Origin of the sequence: uncultured Dokdonia sp., assembly GCF_947496725.1 — a bacterium.
In the GTDB taxonomy this organism is placed as follows: domain Bacteria; phylum Bacteroidota; class Bacteroidia; order Flavobacteriales; family Flavobacteriaceae; genus Dokdonia.
The window spans coordinates 134545-155365 of record NZ_CANMDS010000002.1 but is presented as its reverse complement, the minus strand read 5'-3'; the positions used below and the strand labels follow the sequence as shown (position 1 = coordinate 155365).

Below are 20821 nucleotides of genomic sequence, written 5' to 3'. Positions count from 1 at the left end.
AAATTATACCAGTACTGGCTACATTTTTTTAAAAACTTAGTAATAGCCATTTACTTGCTTAAGACTATTTCATATTTTTACGTTATGACAGAAATAAGACACAACTGGACCAAAGAGGAAATACTCGCTATTTATAATAAACCTATGATGACGCTTTTATATGAAGCGGCAACTACCCATCGCGAGCATCACGATCCAAATACGGTACAAGTTTCTACCCTTTTATCTATAAAAACTGGTGGATGTCCAGAAGACTGTGGGTACTGCCCGCAAGCGGCAAGATACCATACAGATATAGAAGGTAATGACCTTATGTCTGTACAACAAGTAAAAGCACAGGCACTGCGCGCAAAGGCGTCTGGAAGTTCACGCGTATGTATGGGAGCAGCCTGGCGTAATGTAAAAGACGGACCAGAATTTGATAACGTACTAGAGATGGTACGTACCATAAACAAGCTAGATATGGAAGTGTGCTGTACCTTAGGTATGGTGACAGAAAACCAAGCAGAGCGTCTAGCAGAAGCTGGATTATATGCATACAATCACAACCTTGACACCTCAGAAGATTATTATAAAGATGTCATTTCTACGAGAGCTTTTGAAGATCGTCTAGATACGATTTCTAACGTGCGTAAAACTAATGTGACCGTATGTTCTGGAGGAATCATAGGTATGGGAGAAGCAGTAGAAGATAGAGCAGGAATGCTTGCAGCACTTGCAAAGCTTGACCCACAGCCAGAGTCTACACCTATTAATGCACTTGTGGCAGTACCAGGTACACCTATGGAAGATATAGATCCTATATCTATCTGGGAGATGATACGTATGGTTGCAACTACAAGAATAGTATTACCACAAACGCAGGTGAGACTATCTGCAGGAAGAACAGAGATGAGTAGAGAAGGACAGGCTATGTGCTTCTTTGCAGGAGCAAACTCCATCTTTGCTGGTGATAAACTACTTACTACACCTAATCCAGATGTAAATGAGGATATGAAAATGTTTGATCTATTAGGTCTTACTCCTCAAAAGCCTTTTGTTAAAAAAGCACAACCAGAATCTGTAGAAGCAGTAGATTCTAAGTTTGAATCACTTGGAGAAAAACCAAAATGGTCACGCCCAGGACACAAAATAGAGCGCAACGAAGAGGCAAAACTTGCCGGAAAAGCGCTTAAGTAGGCAGAACCATATTTGAAGTAATATCGTAGATATACGCGAGAGTATACCACAAAACACTAACTCCCTTCTGGGAGTTAGTGTTTTGTGGTACTATAGCTTTACATAATTTAAGGTCATCTTATATGCAGTTACAAGAAATCACAAGAGTACATACTATAACCAAAAAGGAATTTTTACGTGATTACGTAAAGCCGCAAAAACCCGTGGTTATAGAGCACCTTATAGATGACTGGAAGGCTTATGATAAATGGAACCTCGCCTATATAAAAGATATAGCTGGAGATAAGGAGGTGCCGCTCTATGATGATAGACCCGTAAAACACGACGAGGGTTTTAACCAGGCGCACGCTACAATGAGTATGAGTGCATATGTAGACTTACTCAAAAAGGAGCCTACTAACTATCGCATTTTTCTGTATAACTTAATGAAAGAAGTTCCTTCATTAAAAGAAGATTTTAAGTTTCCAAAAATAGGTTTAAGGTTACTCAAGCAAATACCTATGCTGTTTTTTGGTGGAGAGGGGAGCAAAGTCTTTATGCATCACGATATAGACTGGGCAAATATCTTACACTTTCACTTTGAGGGTAAAAAGCAATGTGTGTTATTTCCTCCTAGTGAGACGCCACATCTTTACAAAGTACCTTACTCTCTCATCACCCGCGAGGATATCAACTTTGATGATCCAGATTATGATAAGTTTCCAAATCTTAAAAAGGCAAAAGGTTTCATTTGCCATCTTAATCACGGCGAGACGTTGTATATGCCAGAAGGATACTGGCACTATATGAAATATGAAACTCCTGGATTTAGTATGAGTTTACGTGCGCTTCCGCGAAAAATGTCTAACCTCAGGAAAGCACTATACAATGTGTTCTATATGCGTCACTATGATAACTTTATGAGGCGCCGAAAAGGACAGGTGTGGATAGATGAAAAAAATGAGCGTGCAATGAACAACTAAAAGTGGTGTTGTATCTCTTTATAAATGGCTGTGCGTCATACTAAATCTTAAAATAACACTAACATATTACAATGACTTAACATTGAAAGTGTTTTTTGTCTATTATAACAGCTATTATATCGATAATTTTTCATTTTTTCAAGCTAAGTTGTATTGGGAATAATGTTTTTTTGATATTTGCTTCATACCCAACCCCTAGAATACCCTATAATGAAAAGAGTCCTCTTAATAGATGACGACAAAGCTGTAAATTTTTTTAATGAACGAGTTGTTGTAGGCCACTCGGAATTTGAACACGTCAAAACAGTACAGAGCGGAAAAGATGGTTTGTTATTTTTAGATCAAGTTGTATCTGGAGAAGAAGTCAAGCCAGACATCATATTTTTAGATATTAATATGCCCGCTATGAATGGCTGGGAGTTTCTAGATCACTATGAGCAACTCAATGCTGATTTTAGAAGCGACATTCAAGTTATTATCCTTTCTAGTTCATCAAATCCAGAGCACGTCAAGAAATCTATAGTAAATTATAAAGTGAGAGATTTCATAAATAAGCCACTTTCTTTTAACATACTCGACGGTGTTTTGAAAACCGTAAATGACACTTCTTTTAGGTCACAAGAAATAAATAAACTCAACTTTGAAGTATAAAGCCTTATTAATAGACGACAGTAAGCCTGTTTCATATTTTAACAAAGTTGTATTAGAGAGATCAAATAAATTTTCTTCGATAGAATTAGCTAGTAATGGACTAGAAGCTATCAGCATACTTGATAGCGGTTATACTGCAGATGTGATTTTTTTAGATATTAATATGCCTGTGATGAACGGCTGGCAATTTTTAGAACATTACCAGCAAAGAGTATTAAACCAAACACCTATAATCTTACTGCTTGCAACAATGCCTAGACAAGCAGAACAAGATAAACTTGCAAGCTATCCTTTTGTAAAAGGTGTTAAGAAAAAAATGTTATCTCAAGAGATGCTAGAAGAGGTAATTGATCATATGATTTTAGTTTAAATATTCTGTAATGTCACGGTATAACAAGTTATTATTCTTACTATTTATTTTTGTAAGCGCGCTAAGTTTTGGTCAGACTAGAGCAAAGATTGCGGGTGTTGTAACAGATAGTTATGGTGTTCTTCCTGGGGCACTTGTGTCTATAGAAGGCTACAATAAATCTACAAAAACAGACATTGATGGCGCATTTTCTTTTGAAGTAGATGAAGGAGAATACATTCTATCTGCAAGTTTTGTAATGTATAACGTGCAGTACAGTACTGTGGTCGTAAAGGCGGGAGAAACAAAGGAGATAAATTTTAAACTTGAAACCGGTTTTTCGGCAGATGAGCCTATTTCTCTCGGTACTAGATCAGACCCAGTCTCTTCATTTCAGAACACAGCCTCTGTAGATATTATTTCGCCTCAGCAAATTACAAACTCTTCTCAAATAGAGTTAAGTCAAATTTTACATTATCTAGCACCATCTTTTCATTCAACACATCAAACCATAGCAGATGGTACAGATCATATAGATCCTGCAACTTTAAGGGGGCTAGGCACAGATCAAGTACTTGTTTTAATAAACGGTAAGAGGAGACATAATAGCTCACTACTTAATGTAAATGGTACGATAGGTCGAGGTGCTGTGGGAACAGATTTTAATGCCATACCAGTAAGTGCTATTGAAAGAGTAGAGATCCTTAGAGACGGAGCTACCTCACAATATGGATCTGATGCTATTGCTGGAGTAATCAATATCGTATTAAAGAAACAGACTAATGCTATCACACTTGATAATTTGGTGAAAATTAATCAAGAGGGCGATGGTCTTACTCAGTTTGCGGGAGCAAATTTTGGGATGAAAATAGGTGAAGAAGGCTTTTTGAACCTAACAGGGGAGTACCGAAAAAGAGAGGCTACAAACCGAGCAGGTAATTATACAGGTAGTGTCTATGTAGATAACCCAGAAGAAGATGCTAACCTCATTGAACAGAATGATTTTTATAATCAAACAGGTTATTCAGACAGGCAGGTAATGCAAATAGGAAATGCAGAGACCCAAAATCTTGCAATCCATTTTAATGGTGAGATTAAAGTGTCAGACAGTGCTCAGGTATATCTTAATGGAGGAAGAAATTATAGAGAAGGTAAAAGTGCTGGTTTTTATAGATTTCCAAAAGATGAGGATCGTGTAATAACAGATTTATTTCCTAATGGATTTTCACCTCAAATACTTACAGATATTCAAGATGATGCGGTTACATTAGGTATCAAAGGAGTGAAGCGTGAGTGGACTATAGACTTTAGCCATTCTATAGGCAAAAACTCTCTAGATTATACGGTAAATAATTCAAACAATGCATCAATGGGGGTAGCATCACCCACTACTTTTTATGCTGGAGGCTTTTTATACAGTCAGAATACATCAAACATTGATCTTTCTAAATCTTTTGACTGGCGTTCTGGACTTAACTTTTCCTTTGGAGCAGAGCTTCGAGTAGAAAATTACCAGATAGGAGCGGGAGAAGAAGCCTCATATATAGATGGAGGTAGCGTTTTTATAAATCAAGACGGAGAAGAAATACCGCGAATAGCAGGAGCGCAGGTTTTCCCAGGAATTCAACCAGACAATGAGCTCAATAAATTTAGAACTAATAGTTCTTTTTATGTAGACGTAGAGGCAAATGTGACAGACCAGTGGTTAGTACAAGGAGCAGCAAGAAATGAAAATTATAACAACTTCGGGAATCAAATTATATGGAAACTAGCCTCACGTTATAAGGTATATGAAAACACAAGTATAAGAGGTGGTGTTGCTACAGGCTTTAGAGCCCCATCGCTACATCAAGTGTTTTTTCAAAATATAAGTACTCAGTTTATAGATGGTGATATTGTACAAGTGGGTACGTTTAATAACGAGAGTGCACTTACTGCCCAAGCTTTTAACGTAGATAAATTAAGACCAGAGCTGTCTAATCACTACAGTGCTGGTTTAAGTAGTAAGATAAATGCAAACCTTTCTGTATCTCTGGACTACTATTATATTTCTATAAAAGATAGAATTGTTCTTTCTGGTAGAATTGCAGAGGGTTATGAGAATATTCTTGATCCTTTTGGAGTAGGAGCAGCTCAGTTCTTTACAAATGCTATAGACACAAAAACATCAGGTTTTGATGCCTCTGTAGTATTTAAAAAATCTCTAGGGTTAGGTAATATAGAAAGTTCTCTAGGCTTCAACGTAAACAATACTAAAGTAGGGAGCGACATTAGAGTTCCAGAGGCTTTTGAGGGAGCAGAGGAGGTGATTTTTAATAGAGAAGAGATAGGAAGGTTAGAAAAAGGGCAGCCTAGCTATAAACTTAGTTTTAGAAATTTTTATGACATCCAAAAATTTAGAATACAACTTAATAACACACTATTCGGACCGGTAGAATATTTTCATCCAGAAGATGCAAATCCAGAAAACTGGGTTGTAAATGACTTCACGGGCACCATAGAGTCTAGAGATCAAAAATTTTCTCCCAAGATAATTACAGATCTATCTGTCGACTATCAGTTTAGTTCAAGGGTGAGAGCTGCTATAGGTGGCAACAATATCTTAAATGTGTATCCAGATAAACATACACACTCTTCAAATACTGGTAATGGTAATTTTGTTTATAGTAGAAGGGTTGGCCAGTTTGGGGTACAAGGAGCAAACTATTTTGTAAAGGTAGCTATCAAGCTGTAGTGACTTATGATGAGAGGAGGTAGTTTTCTAAAATCAGTAATAATCATCTTCTTTCTAGGGGCACTAGCCTCTATGAGTGCACAGCAAAATACCAGTCAAGTCTCAAGGGTACAAAGAGCTATTTATATATTTAATATTGCGCAGCAAGTAAGTTGGCCAGAGCAGCTAGATGAGCGTTTTAAAATAGGCGTATTAGGACCAGATAGAACTCTTATAGATCTTAGGGCTATGGCTCAAAAAAGAAAAATACAAGAGAGGCAAGTCTCTGTGTCAAACTTTTTATCCATTAAAGATATTCAAGATGTAGACGTACTTTATGTAAATAGAAAGTACAACTACCAGATGCCCTATATCTTACAGTCCCTGGAAAATAAAGGGATTCTAGTTATTGCAGAAGATTACCTGTTTAACTCTTCTATGATTAATATTGTAAGCGTGGGTGATACCTTTAGACACCAGCTTAACGAAGGTTTGTTAAACAAGAACGATTTTATAATTGCTCCTTCCTTACAGTCTTATGCGATTGCTAGTTCAGAAAAGTGGCAAGCGCTATTTCAAGAAGCACAAGATTCTCTTCAAGCGGTTCTCAAAAATGCTAAGCAAAAGGACGAACTTATAAATCGTCAAGAGCAAGAGCTAGTGAGCCAAAATGAGATTATAGACACAATACAAGAGATTGTAAAATATAAAGATAGCTCCATACAAGAATTACAAGAGACAGATAAGCAACAAAAGAAAACCATTGAGAAAACTCAGGAGATTACCGAAGAGCTTGAAGATAAAGTTAAAAACCAACTTATAGAGTTAGACGAGCAGCAAGTTACTTTAAGAAATAGTGCAAAAGAAATTGAGACTAGGCAAGACAGCATTGAGGTTCAGAAAGTAAATATAAGTGATCAAAAAAAGGTGTTACTCGAGCAATCTTCAGAGTTAGATCTAAGAGCCACCATAAACTGGCTCTTAACGGGTATAGCACTATTATTTCTTATTGCTGGTTTTGTACTCTACAAGAATTACCGCACAAAAAAGAAACTTATAGAGCAACTCACCATACAGAATACAACCATACTTGAGCAAAAAGAAGAACTGAGTCAAAAAAACGAAGACCTAGAACAATTTGCATACATAGCCAGTCACGATTTACAAGAACCTCTTAATACTATTTCAAGCTTCATAGGCCTCATAAGAGGAGATTATGGAGAACAGTTTGATGAGGTGGGTCTACAGAGTCTAGAATTTATAGAAGAAGCAAGTGATCGTATGGCTAAGCTTATAAATATGCTTCTTGAGTATTCTAGAATAGGTAAAACAAGAGTTTTTACTCAGGTTGACACTCATAAAGTACTGCAAGATTTAGAGAAAGACATTACATCACTTGTAACACGCACAGGTGCCACTATAAATTATACACAACTGCCAGTGGTATCTGGTTCTGAAGTAGAGCTGCGCTTGTTGTTCCAAAACTTAATTACAAATGCACTCAAGTTTTGCCCAGAAGACAAGCGCCCCATTCTCAATATAAGCACAACAAAAGTGAGTAATGTAGATAACCCATCACAAGGTATGTGGCAGTTTTCTTTTTCAGATAATGGTATCGGTATACATCAAGCACATCAAGATCGCATTTTCTCCATCTTTCAGCGACTACATACTAATGATGAGTATGAGGGAACCGGTATTGGTCTTGCACACTGTAAAAAGATTGTAAGTATCCATAAGGGAAGCATTTGGCTAGACTCAGAGCTTGGTAAAGGGACCACCTTTTACTTCACAATACCCTACGGTATATAATTAGGGTTAGATTACGCTTTCGCGAAAGCGTAACAACAAGCAACACAAACTACATTTAAAACTTGCTACCAGTAATTTACTTAAATTGCTGTGCACTAGATGTTGTTTTAAAACTAAAGCCTAAATGATGGAACTCACGTCAACCTATTGGAATAATCGCTATGCCGATGGAAGTACAGGTTGGGACCTAAAAGAGGTCTCTCCACCTATCAAAGCCTACCTCGATCAATTAGAAAATAAGGAGCTTAAAATTTTAATCCCTGGTGGCGGTTATAGCTATGAGGCCCAGTACTGCTGGGAGCAGGGGTTTAAAAATGTGTATGTAGTAGACTTTTCTCAACTAGCATTAGAAAATTTGAAACAGCGAGTGCCAGATTTTCCTAGTTCGCAACTCATACAAGAAGATTTCTTTACGTATGACGGTCAGTTTGATGTAATCCTAGAGCAAACGTTTTTCTGCGCATTGCAGCCAGATTTGAGGCCTGCTTATGTTGCACATATGCATACATTGCTTAGAGCTAAAGGGAAGCTGGTAGGTTTACTTTTTAATTTCCCTCTTACTGAGAAAGGACCACCATACGGAGGAAGCACTACAGAATATGAAAGCTTGTTTTCAGAACACTTTGACATTCAAAAAATGGAGACTGCCTATAACTCAGTAGCTGCTCGTGCAGGTAAGGAGTTATTTATCAAAATGGTAAAAAAGTAAACTAGTAAATACCACAACACAATGATTGTACAACTCGCCGAAGGAACTATTAAAACTAAATATGGCACCTATAAAGAGATACTCTTTTATGACGGTATCAAGGAGTCTCACGCGCTAGTGATGGGAGATATTTCGGGAGAAGAAGATGTGCTCTGTAGGGTGCATTCATCGTGCATTTTTGCTCACCATTTTAATAGTATAGAGTGTGATTGCCGTGAGCAAATGGGAATATCCCAGCAACTTATAGAACGAGCAGGAAAGGGCATTGTAATCTGGCTAGAGCAAGAGGGAAAAGGAAATGGTCATTATGCACTCCTTAATACATTACCGCTCAAAAAACAAGGTATGCCTCAAGCAGATGCGTACGAGGCCGTAGGTTTTCATAAAGACAATAGAGACTTTTCGGCAGCAGCAAAGATTTTGAAGCATCTAGAGGTAAATTCCATCACGATGATTACGGGTAATGAAAAGAAAACCAAAACACTCACAGATCTCGGCATACGTGTAACTGGTATTCAACCTACGGAGTTGTAATGTGAGTACGCTTTCGCGAAAGCGTGATTTTAAAACAATACCGGTATCACATAATACGCCAGTGCAAACAGCAACCCTACAGAGATGAGATTTAAAACCACACCCACACGGGCCATCTGATCTACGCGCACGTGACCACTTGCAAATACAATCGCATTAGGCGGTGTAGCCATAGGGAGCATAAAAGCACAACTAGAAGCAAGGGTTACGGGAATGACCATTTGTAGCATAGGCACATCCATCCCGATGGCAATACCTACCACAAGAGGTACGAGTATGGTCACGAGGGCTACATTACTCATTAACTCGGTCATAAAGAGCATTAAGAAAATAAGCACGGCAGTCACCACCCACATACTCCAGTCTTCCTGCTGTGATATGTAGGAACCTATCATATCTATAAAACCAGATTGTGCTAGTCCGGAGGCAAGTGCGAGACCGCCGCCAAAGAGAATGAGAATCCCCCAAGGTAATCGCGAAGTATCTTCCCAATTGAGCGGAAAAGAACCTTTCTTGTAATCAATAGGTACAATAAACATAAGTAGTGCGGCAATGACAGAAATGGTCGTGTCTGTTAGGGTAATATCTGGTAGCAGGTTGTTTAAATACGAGCGCAACATCCACGAGATTGCTGTAATGAGGAATATGGCAAGCACTACTTTCTCACCCTTTGAGATAGGACCTAGTTTATCAAGTTCGGTTTGTATAATATTTGCAGACTTACCTATGGTGCCTAAACCGTTGCGATAAAAGACGCGGGTAATCATAAAGTAGGTAATAGTCATCAATAAGATAGAAAAGGGAACACCCATTTTCATCCATTGAAAAAAGCCTATATCTACATTATAACTTTCATTTAAAAAGGCAAGCATTACAGAGTTAGGTGGTGTGCCTATCAAGGTCGCCATCCCACCTATATTTGCGCCAAAGGCGATACCTAGCATAATACTAAGTGCAAAGTTGCGGTCGTTTTTTGTAAATCCATCTTCGTCATCTATGAGAAGCTGTATAACAGATACAGCTATAGGGAGCATCACTACCGTACTTGCTGTGTTTGAAATCCACATACTCATAAGGCCAGTGGCAATCATAAAACCTAAGATGATACCGTTTGCCTTTGTGCCTGTGATTTTAAGAATTGATAACGCAATGCGCTTGTGTAGCTGTACTTTTTCTAGTGCTAGCGCGATGACAAATCCTCCAAAAAACAGATACACAATAGGGTTTGCATAGTTGCTTGCAACTTCTTTTATAGTACCTATACCAAGTAGTGGAAATAGTGCTAACGGGATTAACGCCGTCACAGAAATAGAAACAGCTTCTGTAATCCACCAGATAATCATCCATACGGCAATGGCAACCACTCTATCTATCGCTGGGTTGATAATATCAAAAGGTAATGCCAGTATGAGAATGCAAAGTAACGGGCCTGTGATAAAACCTATTTTTCGCGAAAGCGTAAATTCTTTCATAGCCCTAAAAATAGGTAAAAAAGAAAACTACCTACCTTTTAAAAATAGCGCAAGTCTTATTTTCCAATACGGCATCTCCTCCTTGAAGTATTCATAAAAAGATTTGAGCTTATCTGGATCTGCTACTTTCAAGATAGCGTCGTGTACTTGCTTGACCTCTACAGGCTGTATAAACTGGTAAAAGTCTATCTCCATACCCTCTTCGTGCAGCTTTATGAGGTGATTGTAAACAGAGCCTATGGTGAGTTTGCGAGTCTCTGCAATTTCTTCAAGTGAGAGACCTTGCTGGATGAGGTTTTTAGTCTCGAGATACGTTTTGCTACCGCTTTTAGGTTTTGGTTTTTTGAGGTGTTCTTTGATGAGTTTTAAAAAGTCGGCGCCATATTTTTCCATTTTGGCTTGCCCTACACCTTGTATGTCTAAAAACTGTTTTTGAGTCACAGGCTCTTGGTCTTCCATATCTTTAAGAGACGCATCTGAGAATACAATATAAGCCGCAACATTTGCCTCTCTAGCTAGTTCGGCTCTTAGCTCTCGTAGTTTTTCAAAAAGAGAACCTTTTGGTTTTTTAGGCTTACGTTCTTTAGTAATCGGTTTGGCTTTTTCCTTACTAGGTTTTGCGAGTTGTATCTTTTTACCGTCGTATAAAACTTCTTTAGAAAGCGGTGTGAGGAGAAGTCTTCCGCTTTCGCGAAAGCGTATTTCTAACAATCCTTGATTAATCATTTGTATCACATACTGCTGAAGATCTCGCCAAGAGACATCCTTTGCAGCGCCATAAGTTTTGATATTTTGGTACCCTTTGTCATACACCTGTGCGTTTTGAGAACCTCGTAGCACATCTATTACAGTACCCATAGCTTCTTTTTGCTGCATACGGGCCACACCAGAAAGTACTTTTTGGGTAAGTACGGTGCCATCAAAATATGCGGGGGCATTTTTACAAATGTCACAGTTTCCACAGTCTTGCGATAAGAACTCCCCAAAGTAATTTATGAGGACTTTACGCCTACAGCTTAGTGCCTCTGCATATTGCTGCATACGGTCAAGCTTTGCCATCTGGTAGTCGGCATTTTTTGCTCCGTCTATAAACTGGCGTAGCTGCATCGTGTCTGCATAGCTATAAAAAAGTACCGTGTGTGACGGTAATCCATCACGGCCGGCTCTACCTATCTCTTGATAATATCCTTCAAGGTTTTTAGGCATATTATAGTGTATCACCCAGCGCACATTACTCTTGTCAATACCCATCCCAAAGGCAATAGTCGCACAAATTATAGGTGTGGTATCGTTTATAAAATCTTCTTGCACTTTTGAGCGTTGCTCTGCACTCATACCTGCGTGGTAGGCGGCAGCGTTGTGCCCGTTGCTCTTAAGTTTGGCCGCGAGATTTTCTGTGCTTTTTCTTGATAGACAGTAAATGATACCACTCTCAAAAGGGTGATCTTCTAGAAAGTCTAGTATTTGCTCGTTTCTTTTTTGACCTGGTCGCACGTCCAGATAGAGGTTTGGTCTGTCAAAAGAGGAGATGTATTTTTTTGCTTGTGGGATACTAAGTTGTTGTGCAATGTCATCTTGCGTAGACCTATCTGCAGTTGCCGTGAGTGCTACAAGTGGTGTTTCTGGATAACGTCTTTTTAAATAACCTAATTGTGTGTAAGCGGGTCTAAAGTCGTGTCCCCAAGATGAGATACAGTGCGCCTCATCTATGGCAATGAGTGATATCTTTATTGTAGAAAGTACGGGATCTAATAGTTGCAAACTCTCTGGAGCCACATAAATAAGATCTAGCGCATTGTGCTGTAGGTCTGACAGTACCTTTTGCGTCTCTTCTGGTGGTTGTGTACTGTTATAATAGGCTGCCTTAATACCATTTGCTCGCAAAGCATCTACCTGATCTTTCATTAAAGCAATAAGCGGTGAGATCACGAGGGCAACCCCGTCAAGCGCCAGAGCTGGCAGTTGAAAACACATAGATTTACCACCACCCGTAGGCATTATGACTAGTGCATCTTGCCCATTACAAATGGACTCAATAATCTCTTGCTGGTTAGGGCGGAAATTATCATAACCAAAGTGAGTTTTGAGTAATTTATGTAAATCTTGTTGTGTGGGTAGTGCAGAATTTGTCATTGCGACAAAGGTACTCAATGTATGATTTTAATATTCCTATTTTATGATGGAGACTTAAGTTACAACCAGACATATAAATAAAATTGATGACGCATATATCTGACTGTAAACTAAGTGATAAGCTACTAGTTATTTTTACTAAGCATTAACAACTCATTGCACACAATCTCTGTTGTGTACCTTTTTATACCATCTTTATCTTCCCAAGAGCGGTTAGTAAGTTTTCCTTCTATAGCAATTTCTTGTCCTTTTTGTACATAGCTCTCTAACACTTTTACAAGGCCACCACGTACTACGATGTTGTGCCAGTAGGTGCGCTCTATCTTTTGTCCATTCTTGTCTTTATAAGAATCATCTGTAGCCATTGAGAAGTTGGCAATTTTGTTTCCGTCTGGAAAAGTTGTGATTTGTGGGTCTTGACCTAAACGTCCAATAAGTTGTACTTTGTTGCGTAATGCATTCATAATAAAATTGTTTTCTTGAGCAGGTTAAGCCTGCCAAATTAGTTTCAGTTCTTTCTTGAGTCACTCCCAAGAAAATCATCGTTCTTGTGAACAGTGCAAATATGAAACATAAAACAATCTCCATACGAAAGGTAAACGCTTACTTACGTTTATAGTCGCTTGTAAATGGTTGTAAGCATTTGTAAATGAATAAATTTCCTATCAACTTGTAAGGTAATTTGCTTATAATCAATTTTATAGGTTAATTATTAAGTCTGTTTTATACATTTTGTGAGTATGCTATGATAGGTGATGCAATAATAAAGCAAGAAGCTTTTCTGTCTTATACGGTTTTAAAATACTATCATTTATACCGTGTTTGCCTAGCTCATTACATCCATTATTATAGTTTGTTGCAGTTAATGCTATAATAGGTGTAGTGGTATTAAATTCTCTTATGGCTACACTCGCATCTATACCATTCATCACTGGCATATTTATATCCATAAGTATAAAGTCATACGTATTTTCTTGTACCATAGATACAGCCTCTAGGCCGTTACTAGCCGTATTGTTTTCAATACTATATTGCTCGAGAACTTTTTTGGTAACTACTTGATTGATCTTATTATCATCTACAATAAGTATTTTTTTACCTTTAAGCTTATCATAACCTGAGATTTCAAATGGAGCTTCTACGTGTTCTTCACTCCCGGTCTCAAGATCTATTTCAAAGTAAAAATTTGAACCCTTGTTGGGGCTACTTTCTAATGAGAGTTTACTTCCTAGTATTTTTAAAATCTTATTTACAATAGGTAATCCTAGGCCTGTTCCTTCTTGTGTAGGTAAGTTTTCTACTTGGGCAAATTCATTAAAAATGTTTGCTTGTTCTTCTTCTGGTATACCTTGACCGGTATCTTTTACTTCAAATAATATGCTGTGTACTTTACCTACTTGCTTGATAAGGGTAGCCTTAATAGTTATGTTTCCATCTTCTGTAAACTTGCTCGCATTACTCATTAAGTTCATAAGCACTTGTGATATCTTGGTTTTATCACCGTACAATGTGTTAGGAATCTCTGGAGCGATAATGCTATGAAAACTATTGTTATTCTTCTTATTAATAAACTCTAGATTTTGCCCTATGTGATGTATTAATCTGTCTAAGCTAAAATTTGACATCTGTATGCGCTCACCTTCCTTAGAGTCATATTTATTTAAACTCAGTATGTCATTTACCAAAGCCAGTAAATAATCTGCCGAAAATTTTAAGGACTTGAGATCATCTTTATGCGATTTAAGTGCAGGATCTTCTAAAAAAACAGAGGATAGGCCAATGATTCCATACAGGGGTGTTCTCAACTCGTGGCTTATAGTAGATAGAAATTTAGTGTTACTACTTGCTAGTTTTTGAGACTTCTTCTTTGCTTTAAGATATTGTCTGTTTTTTGCTCTCAGGTTTCGTAACAGCTTGTTTCTTTTTGTTCTTCCATATAATAGGGAACCTATTAGAATAAGTAAGATTACCCCTATTGCAAGTGCAGTATTAAGTAATAAATTATTTTTCTGAGCCATCTGGGTGGCTAAGTCATTTTCTAACTCTGATGCTCTTAGTTCTTGTTTGTATTTGTTGAGATTAAAACGCGAAGTAGCATTTTTTTCTTGTTTAATTTTATTGGCTTCATATCGCTTTTCAACTAAGGCGTCATATACCTTACGCACCTCGTTAATCTCTTTGTACCTGCCCAGTGACTCATACGCCTGCATCAGGTTTTTATAATTATCAATTTTATAATTGTCATCTTGCTTATCACCGCCTATTTCGATAGACTTTGTAATTGATTTTACTGCCTCAAGAGGTTTGTCTTTAAGCAGGTAAATACCTCCTTGTACATAATAGATGGTGCTTTCAAAGTTTTGCCTTCTACCATTAAAGTTATGTAGTTCTATTAAAGCCTTTGCCTTGTCAAGATAAACTTGAGCATTTTCAGGATCATCCATAGTCACATACAGCTCAGCAAGGTTGTTATTTGCTATAAAATGAACCATCGTTTTATCCTTGATGTCGTTGCTAGGCTCTAACGATTTTTCAAAGTAGCCAATTGCTTTTTTTGGATCTTGGTCAAAAAATGTGTTACCTAAGTTTAAGTATGCGGTAACAATCCCATATGTGTCATTTGTGCGTTTACTTTCTTCAAGACTTTTAGTAAAGAGCTCTTCGGCTCCGTGCGTGTTGTCTACTTGTATAAAAGCATTGCCTAAAGCACTTCTTAGCCGTGCAGCCAGTGCATTTTCTTCTAAGCGTTGGGCATTTTTAATAAGGTAAGGAACAGTCTCAATTATTTTTTCATAACTAGATTCATTAAATAGCTCTAGAACGAGAGGTAAATATGAGTTGATCTCTTCTTTTGTAAGCTCTTTTTCTTGAAGCATTAAGATATCTTCTTGCGAGAATATGTCTTGACCAAAAGAAATAGATGGCTGTAGAAAAATGAAAAATGCGAAAAGTAAAATGGTTAGTCTTAGCATATTTTATGATTTGGGACTTTGAATGTAGTTATTGCCATTTTTGTGTAATCAAAACATACGTAATTGATTGATTTTAGGATTTATATCTTGAAAATACTACATTTTATCGATAAAACATACGTTTTTGTAATTTTCCAATAATTTTTGCAAATATCTCAATCTCAGTAATTTGGTTATTTGTCTTTTTTTGTGTGAGAATGTATTGTTGTTATTTAGTAACTAGACTAATGTTGCGATAGTGATTACGCTTTCGCGAAAGCGTAAAAAATCCTTTCTGTATTAAGAAATTCCTCCATATCTTTTATCTGTAATTAGAAAGCTTATGAGTAACTATCACATTAAGGGCTTAGAAGAGTATTTTCAAGTCTACCGAAAGTCTGTAAATACACCTGAAAAATTTTGGGAAGAAATAGCCGAAGAGAACTTTGTCTGGAGAAAAAAGTGGAATAGTGTCTTGCAGTGGGATTTTACAAAGCCAGAGATAAAGTGGTTTGAAGGGGCACAACTCAACATCACAGAAAACTGTATAGATAGGCACCTGTATACTAAGGCAGATCAAACGGCTATCGTTTTTGAGCCTAATGATGTAGATGAGCAAGCACAACACATTACTTATAAACAACTGCACGAGCGCGTGTGCAAATTTGCAAACGTGTTAAAAGATCAGGGCATTGAGAAAGGTGATCGTGTATGTATATATCTACCTATGATACCAGAGCTCTCTATAGCCGTACTCGCCTGTGCTCGTATAGGTGCGGTACACTCTGTAGTGTTTGCTGGTTTTTCTAGTACAGCACTTAGTACACGCATAAATGACGCTTCTTGCAAGCTAATAATCACGAGTGATGGCTCTTATCGAGGTAAGAAAACCATAGATTTAAAAGGTATTGTAGATGAGGCACTTGCAGAAACACCTTGTGTAAACAGTGTGCTCGTTGTAAAAAGAATACATACAGAAGTCGCAATGAAAGAAGGTCGTGATCACTGGTTACAGCCTCTACTAGAAAAAGCAAGTGCAACCTGTGAGGCAGTCCTTATGAATGCCGAAGACCCTCTCTTTATCCTTTATACGTCTGGATCTACGGGTAAGCCTAAAGGGATGGTGCATACCACAGCGGGATATATGGTATATAGTGCATATACGTTTAAGAATGTTTTTCAATACAGACGAGGAGATGTATACTGGTGTACGGCAGATATAGGTTGGATTACGGGTCATAGCTATATCATTTATGGGCCACTGGCAAATGGGGCAACTACAGTAATGTTTGAGGGTGTACCCACCTATCCAGACTGGGGTAGATTCTGGCAAATTGTAGAAAAACATAAAGTCACACAATTTTATACAGCACCTACGGCTATACGTGCGCTGGCCAAAGAGAGTCTTGATAATGTTACTAAGTATGACTTATCAAGCATTAAAATTTTAGGAACCGTAGGAGAACCTATTAATGAAGAAGCGTGGCACTGGTATGATGAAAATATAGGTAAAAAAGGAATCCCAATAGCAGACACCTGGTGGCAAACCGAAACTGGAGGTATTATGATAAGTCCTATTCCATATGCTACACCTACTATACCCACCTTTGCAACATTACCATTGCCAGGGATACAACCATCACTTATGGATGAAAATGGCGCCGAAATCAAGGGCAATCAAGTAGATGGCCGTCTTACTATCAAGTTTCCTTGGCCAGGGATGGCGCGCACTATATGGGGTAATCACCAGCGATATAAAGAAACTTATTTTACCGCCTATGAAAACAGGTATTTTACCGGTGATGGCGCCCTAAGAGATGCAACAGGTTATTATAGAATAACTGGTCGTGTAGATGATGTTATTATTGTCTCTGGACATAACCTGGGTACCGCACCTATAGAAGATGCCGTAAATGAGCACCCAGCTGTTGCAGAGAGTGCCATCGTAGGTTTTCCTCACGATGTAAAGGGTAATGCCTTATACGGGTATGTGATTCTTAAAGAAACAGGAGAGAGTAGAGATCAAGATAACGTGCGTAAGGAGATTAACCAGCTTATAACAGAACGTATAGGCCCTATTGCAAAACTGGATAAAATTCAATTTACACCAGGATTGCCAAAAACAAGGTCTGGTAAAATTATGAGAAGAATACTCCGTAAGATTGCTAGTGGCGAGAGCGAGCAGCTAGGAGATATAAGCACGCTGCTTAATCCAGAAGTTGTAGCGACTATAAAGGATAATGCATTACTATAAAAAAAAGTCCTAAGTAGTTGTACTTAGGACTTTTTATAAATTCTAGTTGTTATCATTGAGGTTATCTCTAGGTTGTACGTACTCTTTTTTATCTTTTACTTGATGATTTATTGCTTTACCGTGAGTAGCTTCTAGATTAATAGCTTGTTCTTTTTTACTAGTTTTCTCGGGATTAGGTGTTGTATTGCTCATAATTCTTATTTTTTGTTTACCTCAAGATACATTCATAAAATAGTGTTTGCCATACTTTTAAAACTCTTTAACCTCTACTTGTTAATAAGTGTAAAAGTGGGTAAGTGAGTGTGGTTGTAGTAAGATAGATTAACTTTGTACTACTAAAAACATTTGCTATGAAATCTTCATTTTCTGATATCATAAATTCTGACACTCCTGTGCTAGTAGACTTTTTTGCTACTTGGTGTGGGCCGTGTAAAACGCTTGGACCTATTTTAGAACAAGTAAAAGACACCCTAGGAGATGGTGTAAAAATTGTAAAGATTGATGTAGATAAAAACCAACCGCTGGCAGCAAAGTATCAAGTGCGCGGGGTGCCTACAATGATATTGTACAAAAATGGAAAACAGGTCTGGAGACAGTCTGGTGTACTAGACAAGACGGCGCTGGTTGATATCATTAAAAAATCATAATATGATTTTATTAATTTCTCCAGAGCAAACTACCCCAGATGAGATAGAGACGCTTCACCATTTATTTGAAGTAGGTTTAGCACATTATCATTTTAGAAAACCTGAAGCAAGCCTTGATGAACATATTACATACCTCAATCGAGTAGACGCTCAGTATCACAACCGTATAATGACTCATAACTACCACGAGGAGCTTTGTAAGAAGTTTGACTTGCGTGGTGTGCATCTTGAAGAGGCAAAGTGGAGAGCTCAAGAAACTCGGTTAGAAGGGTATGTTTCCGCTTTCGCGAAAGCGAATAAAAAAGTATCATCATCATACCACGAGTTAGAAGATCTAGAAGCTCAGTCTGTAACTTTTGATTACACAATTCTAAGTCCCGTTTTTGCCGCTATTTCAAAAAGTGATATGCAAGGTCGCGGGTTTGATGTGCGAGCTAGCGAGAAGTGTATTGTAGGGATGGGAGGGATTAATGCCGTAACCACGCCAGAGGCAGTGGCACTTGGCTTTAAAGGAGTAGGCGCTCTGGGAGGTATATGGAATGCACAAAACCCTGTGGCTGCATTTGTAGAAATGCAAGAAGCTTTTAAAGAGGCAAATACATAACCTATAGTATATTTGCAGTATGGCAAAAAGAGGAACACCAAAAAACACAAAGAATAAGGCAAAGCATTCTAAACTTATGGATCGCAAGAAAAAGAAAGAGCGCGAAAAAAGAGAAGTGAGCCAAGAGCGACTTAAAGTTGCCAAAGAAAAAATGAAAGCTCTTAAAGAGAGTGAAGAAGAATAAAAAACATCCTACGGGATGTTTTTTTTGTTGATAGTTAATTGTTTAGGTAACAAATAGGCTTTTGTTACGTCTTTATAAAAACCTAGGCAACCATTTTAATTTTTGTTGCGTCTATATATAAAATAGCAATCTTATGACGGCACTTATAAAATTTATCTTAACACTCCTTATAGGTACATATGCAGCTGCAGCAGTTGCACAATCATTTAATGCAACAGTACACGACGCGCGTACTAATGAACCTATCCCGTTTGCCACTGTAAAGCTGTCTAAAAATACTGGTACCATTACAAATGAGGAAGGCATCTTTACCATAGGAGAACGTAAACTAGCAAGTCTTAAAGACTCCGTATATATATCTTCTATGGGATATGAGGAGGTGGCTATTTTACCTAAAAAGTTAGGAGATACAATTATAAAATTAAAGGTAAAGACTAACGAGCTAGACAATGTTTTTCTTACCAATAATCCGCTAGGGGTAGAAGATATTATAGCGCGTGTAAAAGAAAATATTGCCACAAATTATCCCAACACACTTACCGAGAAAAAAATATTTTTTAGACAATCTGCGTCTAATACTATGGATAAAATGGATGTTGAGGTAGAAAAGACAACCATTCCAGAGTTTAATCAAGCATTTATGGACAGCCTGGTGGGAGCGGTCGAAAAGAAAAGTGATTATTACAGCGAGTCTGTAGGTATGCTTGCTGGCAACTACAACAAACAAAAACTTGTTATTGATAAAGCGGCAAAGCTCTATGATAAAAGTAAGAAGGATGTAGGTGTAGAGAGTTTTGGTAAAAGACTGGAAGAGATTGTTGAGAAGAATGTAAAAGTAGATTCATATTTTAAAATCAAATCTGGAATTATAGGCACAACCATAGAAGTAGACGACTCTACAAAGATGGGGAGCTCAAACGGCGGACTCAAAATTGAGGTAGATACAGAGCAAGAAGAAAATGATAAAGAACAAGCCATCACAGCGAGTATAAAGTCTGATCTTTCTGATCTTTTTGAGGCGATGTTTTATAAAGAGGACACAAAGCTAGATTTTTTAACAAAGTCCAACCGTTACCGTTTTACAAAAAGAGAATTTACATCTATAGGAGATGCTATTGTTTATGTGATAGATTTTGAACCTAAGGGAAGAAAAGATTTTAAAGGCACCCTGTACATTAATACAGAAGACTATGCGGTAATGCGTCTAGAGTATGAGAATGTGCGTAAGCTCTCTAGCTTTGGGATGTTCGGGATAAGCTATAAAAAGTACTTGTATAGAGGCAAGAGTATCTATGCAAAAGATGAAAATGGAGGCTACTCACTGCGATATATGGAGCTAGAAGATGGTGAGAAAGTAGGGATAGATAGACCACTTAAAATCATCGAAAAAAATAAAAACGTAGCAGGCCGAAGAAAACAAAATGAAGTTGCAATGGAGATAGAGTTTGCAACTACGAGTTACTCAAAAAAAGAGCTTGTCGTGTTTAACTCTGTCGTAATAGATGAGCCTGCTTATAAAAATGTAACAGAGAGTGAAGAGCTAGAAGCGACCTACTTACCCAACTATGATCCTAATTTCTGGAAAGGGTACACCATTATGGAGCCTAATGCGGCCATACAGAGCTTTAAGTCAGAAAGTAAGTAACAATTCACCTCCCATATCATAA

At 37.8% G+C, this 20821-nt stretch carries 18 protein-coding genes; 13 read left to right on the top strand and 5 right to left on the bottom strand.

Going from position 1 to position 20821, the window contains the following annotated elements; translation table 11 throughout:
- The first annotated feature begins 84 nt into the window (after positions 1-84).
- From bioB to Q0948_RS04465, 8 genes are all read left to right on the top strand, one after another.
- Positions 85-1179 carry a biotin synthase BioB gene (gene bioB / locus Q0948_RS04500; protein WP_035334803.1) on the top strand — a complete coding sequence of 365 codons (1095 nt, stop codon included), beginning with the start codon at positions 85-87 and terminating at the stop codon, positions 1177-1179.
- 122 nt (positions 1180-1301) lie between these two features.
- Entirely contained in the window at positions 1302-2141 is an 840-nt protein-coding gene (locus Q0948_RS04495) for a cupin-like domain-containing protein (RefSeq protein WP_298349152.1), read from the top strand.
- A 210-nt stretch (positions 2142-2351) separates the two neighbouring features.
- Positions 2352-2792, top strand: coding sequence for a response regulator (locus Q0948_RS04490; RefSeq protein WP_298349148.1), 441 nt, complete (start codon positions 2352-2354; stop codon positions 2790-2792).
- On the top strand, positions 2782-3162 hold the full coding sequence (locus Q0948_RS04485; RefSeq protein ID WP_298349142.1) for a response regulator: 381 nt from the start codon (positions 2782-2784) through the stop codon (positions 3160-3162). Before Q0948_RS04490 ends, Q0948_RS04485 begins: the two co-directional genes overlap by 11 nt.
- A gap of 10 nt (positions 3163-3172) precedes the next feature.
- Positions 3173-5875, top strand: a complete 2703-nt coding sequence (locus Q0948_RS04480; RefSeq protein WP_298349137.1) for a TonB-dependent receptor — start codon at positions 3173-3175, stop codon at positions 5873-5875.
- A gap of 6 nt (positions 5876-5881) precedes the next feature.
- Entirely contained in the window at positions 5882-7666 is a 1785-nt protein-coding gene (locus Q0948_RS04475) for a YfiR/HmsC family protein (protein WP_298349134.1), read from the top strand.
- Positions 7667-7793: 127 nt separating this feature from the next.
- Positions 7794-8375, top strand: coding sequence for a methyltransferase domain-containing protein (locus tag Q0948_RS04470; protein ID WP_298350204.1), 582 nt, complete (start codon positions 7794-7796; stop codon positions 8373-8375).
- Between the two features lie 21 nt (positions 8376-8396).
- The gene (locus tag Q0948_RS04465) at positions 8397-8909 is read left to right on the top strand and encodes a GTP cyclohydrolase (RefSeq protein ID WP_298349132.1); all 513 of its coding nucleotides are present in this window, start codon (positions 8397-8399) and stop codon (positions 8907-8909) included.
- 29 nt (positions 8910-8938) lie between these two features.
- Here the strand turns inward: Q0948_RS04465 and Q0948_RS04460 are convergent, their stop codons facing one another.
- The 4 genes from Q0948_RS04460 to Q0948_RS04445 all read right to left on the bottom strand — a co-directional run bounded on the left by Q0948_RS04460 (position 8939) and on the right by Q0948_RS04445 (position 15486).
- Positions 8939-10381 (bottom strand): DASS family sodium-coupled anion symporter, encoded by a 1443-nt coding sequence (locus Q0948_RS04460; protein WP_298349130.1) that lies wholly within the window; start codon positions 10379-10381, stop codon positions 8939-8941.
- Positions 10382-10408: 27 nt separating this feature from the next.
- A complete protein-coding gene (recQ, locus tag Q0948_RS04455) occupies positions 10409-12514 on the bottom strand; it encodes a DNA helicase RecQ (protein ID WP_298349127.1) in 2106 nt (701 codons plus the stop codon).
- A 125-nt stretch (positions 12515-12639) separates the two neighbouring features.
- Complete coding sequence (gene ssb / locus Q0948_RS04450) at positions 12640-12978, bottom strand: single-stranded DNA-binding protein (protein WP_298349125.1); 339 nt, start codon at positions 12976-12978, stop codon at positions 12640-12642.
- 279 nt (positions 12979-13257) lie between these two features.
- Positions 13258-15486 carry a response regulator gene (locus tag Q0948_RS04445; protein ID WP_298349122.1) on the bottom strand — a complete coding sequence of 743 codons (2229 nt, stop codon included), beginning with the start codon at positions 15484-15486 and terminating at the stop codon, positions 13258-13260.
- A 322-nt stretch (positions 15487-15808) separates the two neighbouring features.
- Between Q0948_RS04445 and acs the strand changes: the two genes are divergently transcribed.
- A complete protein-coding gene (gene acs, locus Q0948_RS04440; RefSeq protein ID WP_298349119.1) occupies positions 15809-17719 on the top strand; it encodes an acetate--CoA ligase in 1911 nt (636 codons plus the stop codon).
- A 42-nt stretch (positions 17720-17761) separates the two neighbouring features.
- Here acs and Q0948_RS04435 read toward each other — a convergent pair whose 3' ends face one another.
- Positions 17762-17911 carry a hypothetical protein gene (locus Q0948_RS04435; protein WP_298349116.1) on the bottom strand — a complete coding sequence of 50 codons (150 nt, stop codon included), beginning with the start codon at positions 17909-17911 and terminating at the stop codon, positions 17762-17764.
- Between the two features lie 158 nt (positions 17912-18069).
- Here Q0948_RS04435 and trxA point away from each other — a divergent pair, with 158 nt between their 5' ends.
- From trxA to Q0948_RS04415, 4 genes are all read left to right on the top strand, one after another.
- The gene (trxA, locus tag Q0948_RS04430) at positions 18070-18366 is read left to right on the top strand and encodes a thioredoxin (protein ID WP_298349113.1); all 297 of its coding nucleotides are present in this window, start codon (positions 18070-18072) and stop codon (positions 18364-18366) included.
- 1 nt (position 18367) lies between these two features.
- On the top strand, positions 18368-18970 hold the full coding sequence (locus Q0948_RS04425; protein ID WP_298349110.1) for a thiamine phosphate synthase: 603 nt from the start codon (positions 18368-18370) through the stop codon (positions 18968-18970).
- A gap of 19 nt (positions 18971-18989) precedes the next feature.
- Positions 18990-19154 carry a hypothetical protein gene (locus Q0948_RS04420; protein WP_298349108.1) on the top strand — a complete coding sequence of 55 codons (165 nt, stop codon included), beginning with the start codon at positions 18990-18992 and terminating at the stop codon, positions 19152-19154.
- A 133-nt stretch (positions 19155-19287) separates the two neighbouring features.
- Positions 19288-20799 carry a carboxypeptidase-like regulatory domain-containing protein gene (locus Q0948_RS04415; protein WP_298349105.1) on the top strand — a complete coding sequence of 504 codons (1512 nt, stop codon included), beginning with the start codon at positions 19288-19290 and terminating at the stop codon, positions 20797-20799.
- The last annotated feature ends 22 nt before the right edge of the window (positions 20800-20821 follow it).

What these genes read in the sequence shown, in the direction of transcription:
- bioB (WP_035334803.1), top strand. Translation starts at nt 85, where the DNA reads ATGACAGAAATAAGACACAACTGGACCAAAGAGGAAATACTCGCTATT.
- trxA (WP_298349113.1), top strand. Translation starts at nt 18,070, where the DNA reads ATGAAATCTTCATTTTCTGATATCATAAATTCTGACACTCCTGTGCTA.
- Q0948_RS04490 (WP_298349148.1), top strand. Translation starts at nt 2,352, where the DNA reads ATGAAAAGAGTCCTCTTAATAGATGACGACAAAGCTGTAAATTTTTTT.
- recQ (WP_298349127.1), bottom strand. Translation starts at nt 12,514, where the DNA reads ATGACAAATTCTGCACTACCCACACAACAAGATTTACATAAATTACTC.
- acs (WP_298349119.1), top strand. Translation starts at nt 15,809, where the DNA reads ATGAGTAACTATCACATTAAGGGCTTAGAAGAGTATTTTCAAGTCTAC.
- Q0948_RS04425 (WP_298349110.1), top strand. Translation starts at nt 18,368, where the DNA reads ATGATTTTATTAATTTCTCCAGAGCAAACTACCCCAGATGAGATAGAG.
- Q0948_RS04460 (WP_298349130.1), bottom strand. Translation starts at nt 10,381, where the DNA reads ATGAAAGAATTTACGCTTTCGCGAAAAATAGGTTTTATCACAGGCCCG.
- Q0948_RS04480 (WP_298349137.1), top strand. Translation starts at nt 3,173, where the DNA reads ATGTCACGGTATAACAAGTTATTATTCTTACTATTTATTTTTGTAAGC.
- Q0948_RS04475 (WP_298349134.1), top strand. Translation starts at nt 5,882, where the DNA reads ATGATGAGAGGAGGTAGTTTTCTAAAATCAGTAATAATCATCTTCTTT.
- ssb (WP_298349125.1), bottom strand. Translation starts at nt 12,978, where the DNA reads ATGAATGCATTACGCAACAAAGTACAACTTATTGGACGTTTAGGTCAA.
- Q0948_RS04415 (WP_298349105.1), top strand. Translation starts at nt 19,288, where the DNA reads ATGACGGCACTTATAAAATTTATCTTAACACTCCTTATAGGTACATAT.
- Q0948_RS04495 (WP_298349152.1), top strand. Translation starts at nt 1,302, where the DNA reads ATGCAGTTACAAGAAATCACAAGAGTACATACTATAACCAAAAAGGAA.
- Q0948_RS04445 (WP_298349122.1), bottom strand. Translation starts at nt 15,486, where the DNA reads ATGCTAAGACTAACCATTTTACTTTTCGCATTTTTCATTTTTCTACAG.
- Q0948_RS04420 (WP_298349108.1), top strand. Translation starts at nt 18,990, where the DNA reads ATGGCAAAAAGAGGAACACCAAAAAACACAAAGAATAAGGCAAAGCAT.
- Q0948_RS04470 (WP_298350204.1), top strand. Translation starts at nt 7,794, where the DNA reads ATGGAACTCACGTCAACCTATTGGAATAATCGCTATGCCGATGGAAGT.
- Q0948_RS04435 (WP_298349116.1), bottom strand. Translation starts at nt 17,911, where the DNA reads ATGAGCAATACAACACCTAATCCCGAGAAAACTAGTAAAAAAGAACAA.
- Q0948_RS04465 (WP_298349132.1), top strand. Translation starts at nt 8,397, where the DNA reads ATGATTGTACAACTCGCCGAAGGAACTATTAAAACTAAATATGGCACC.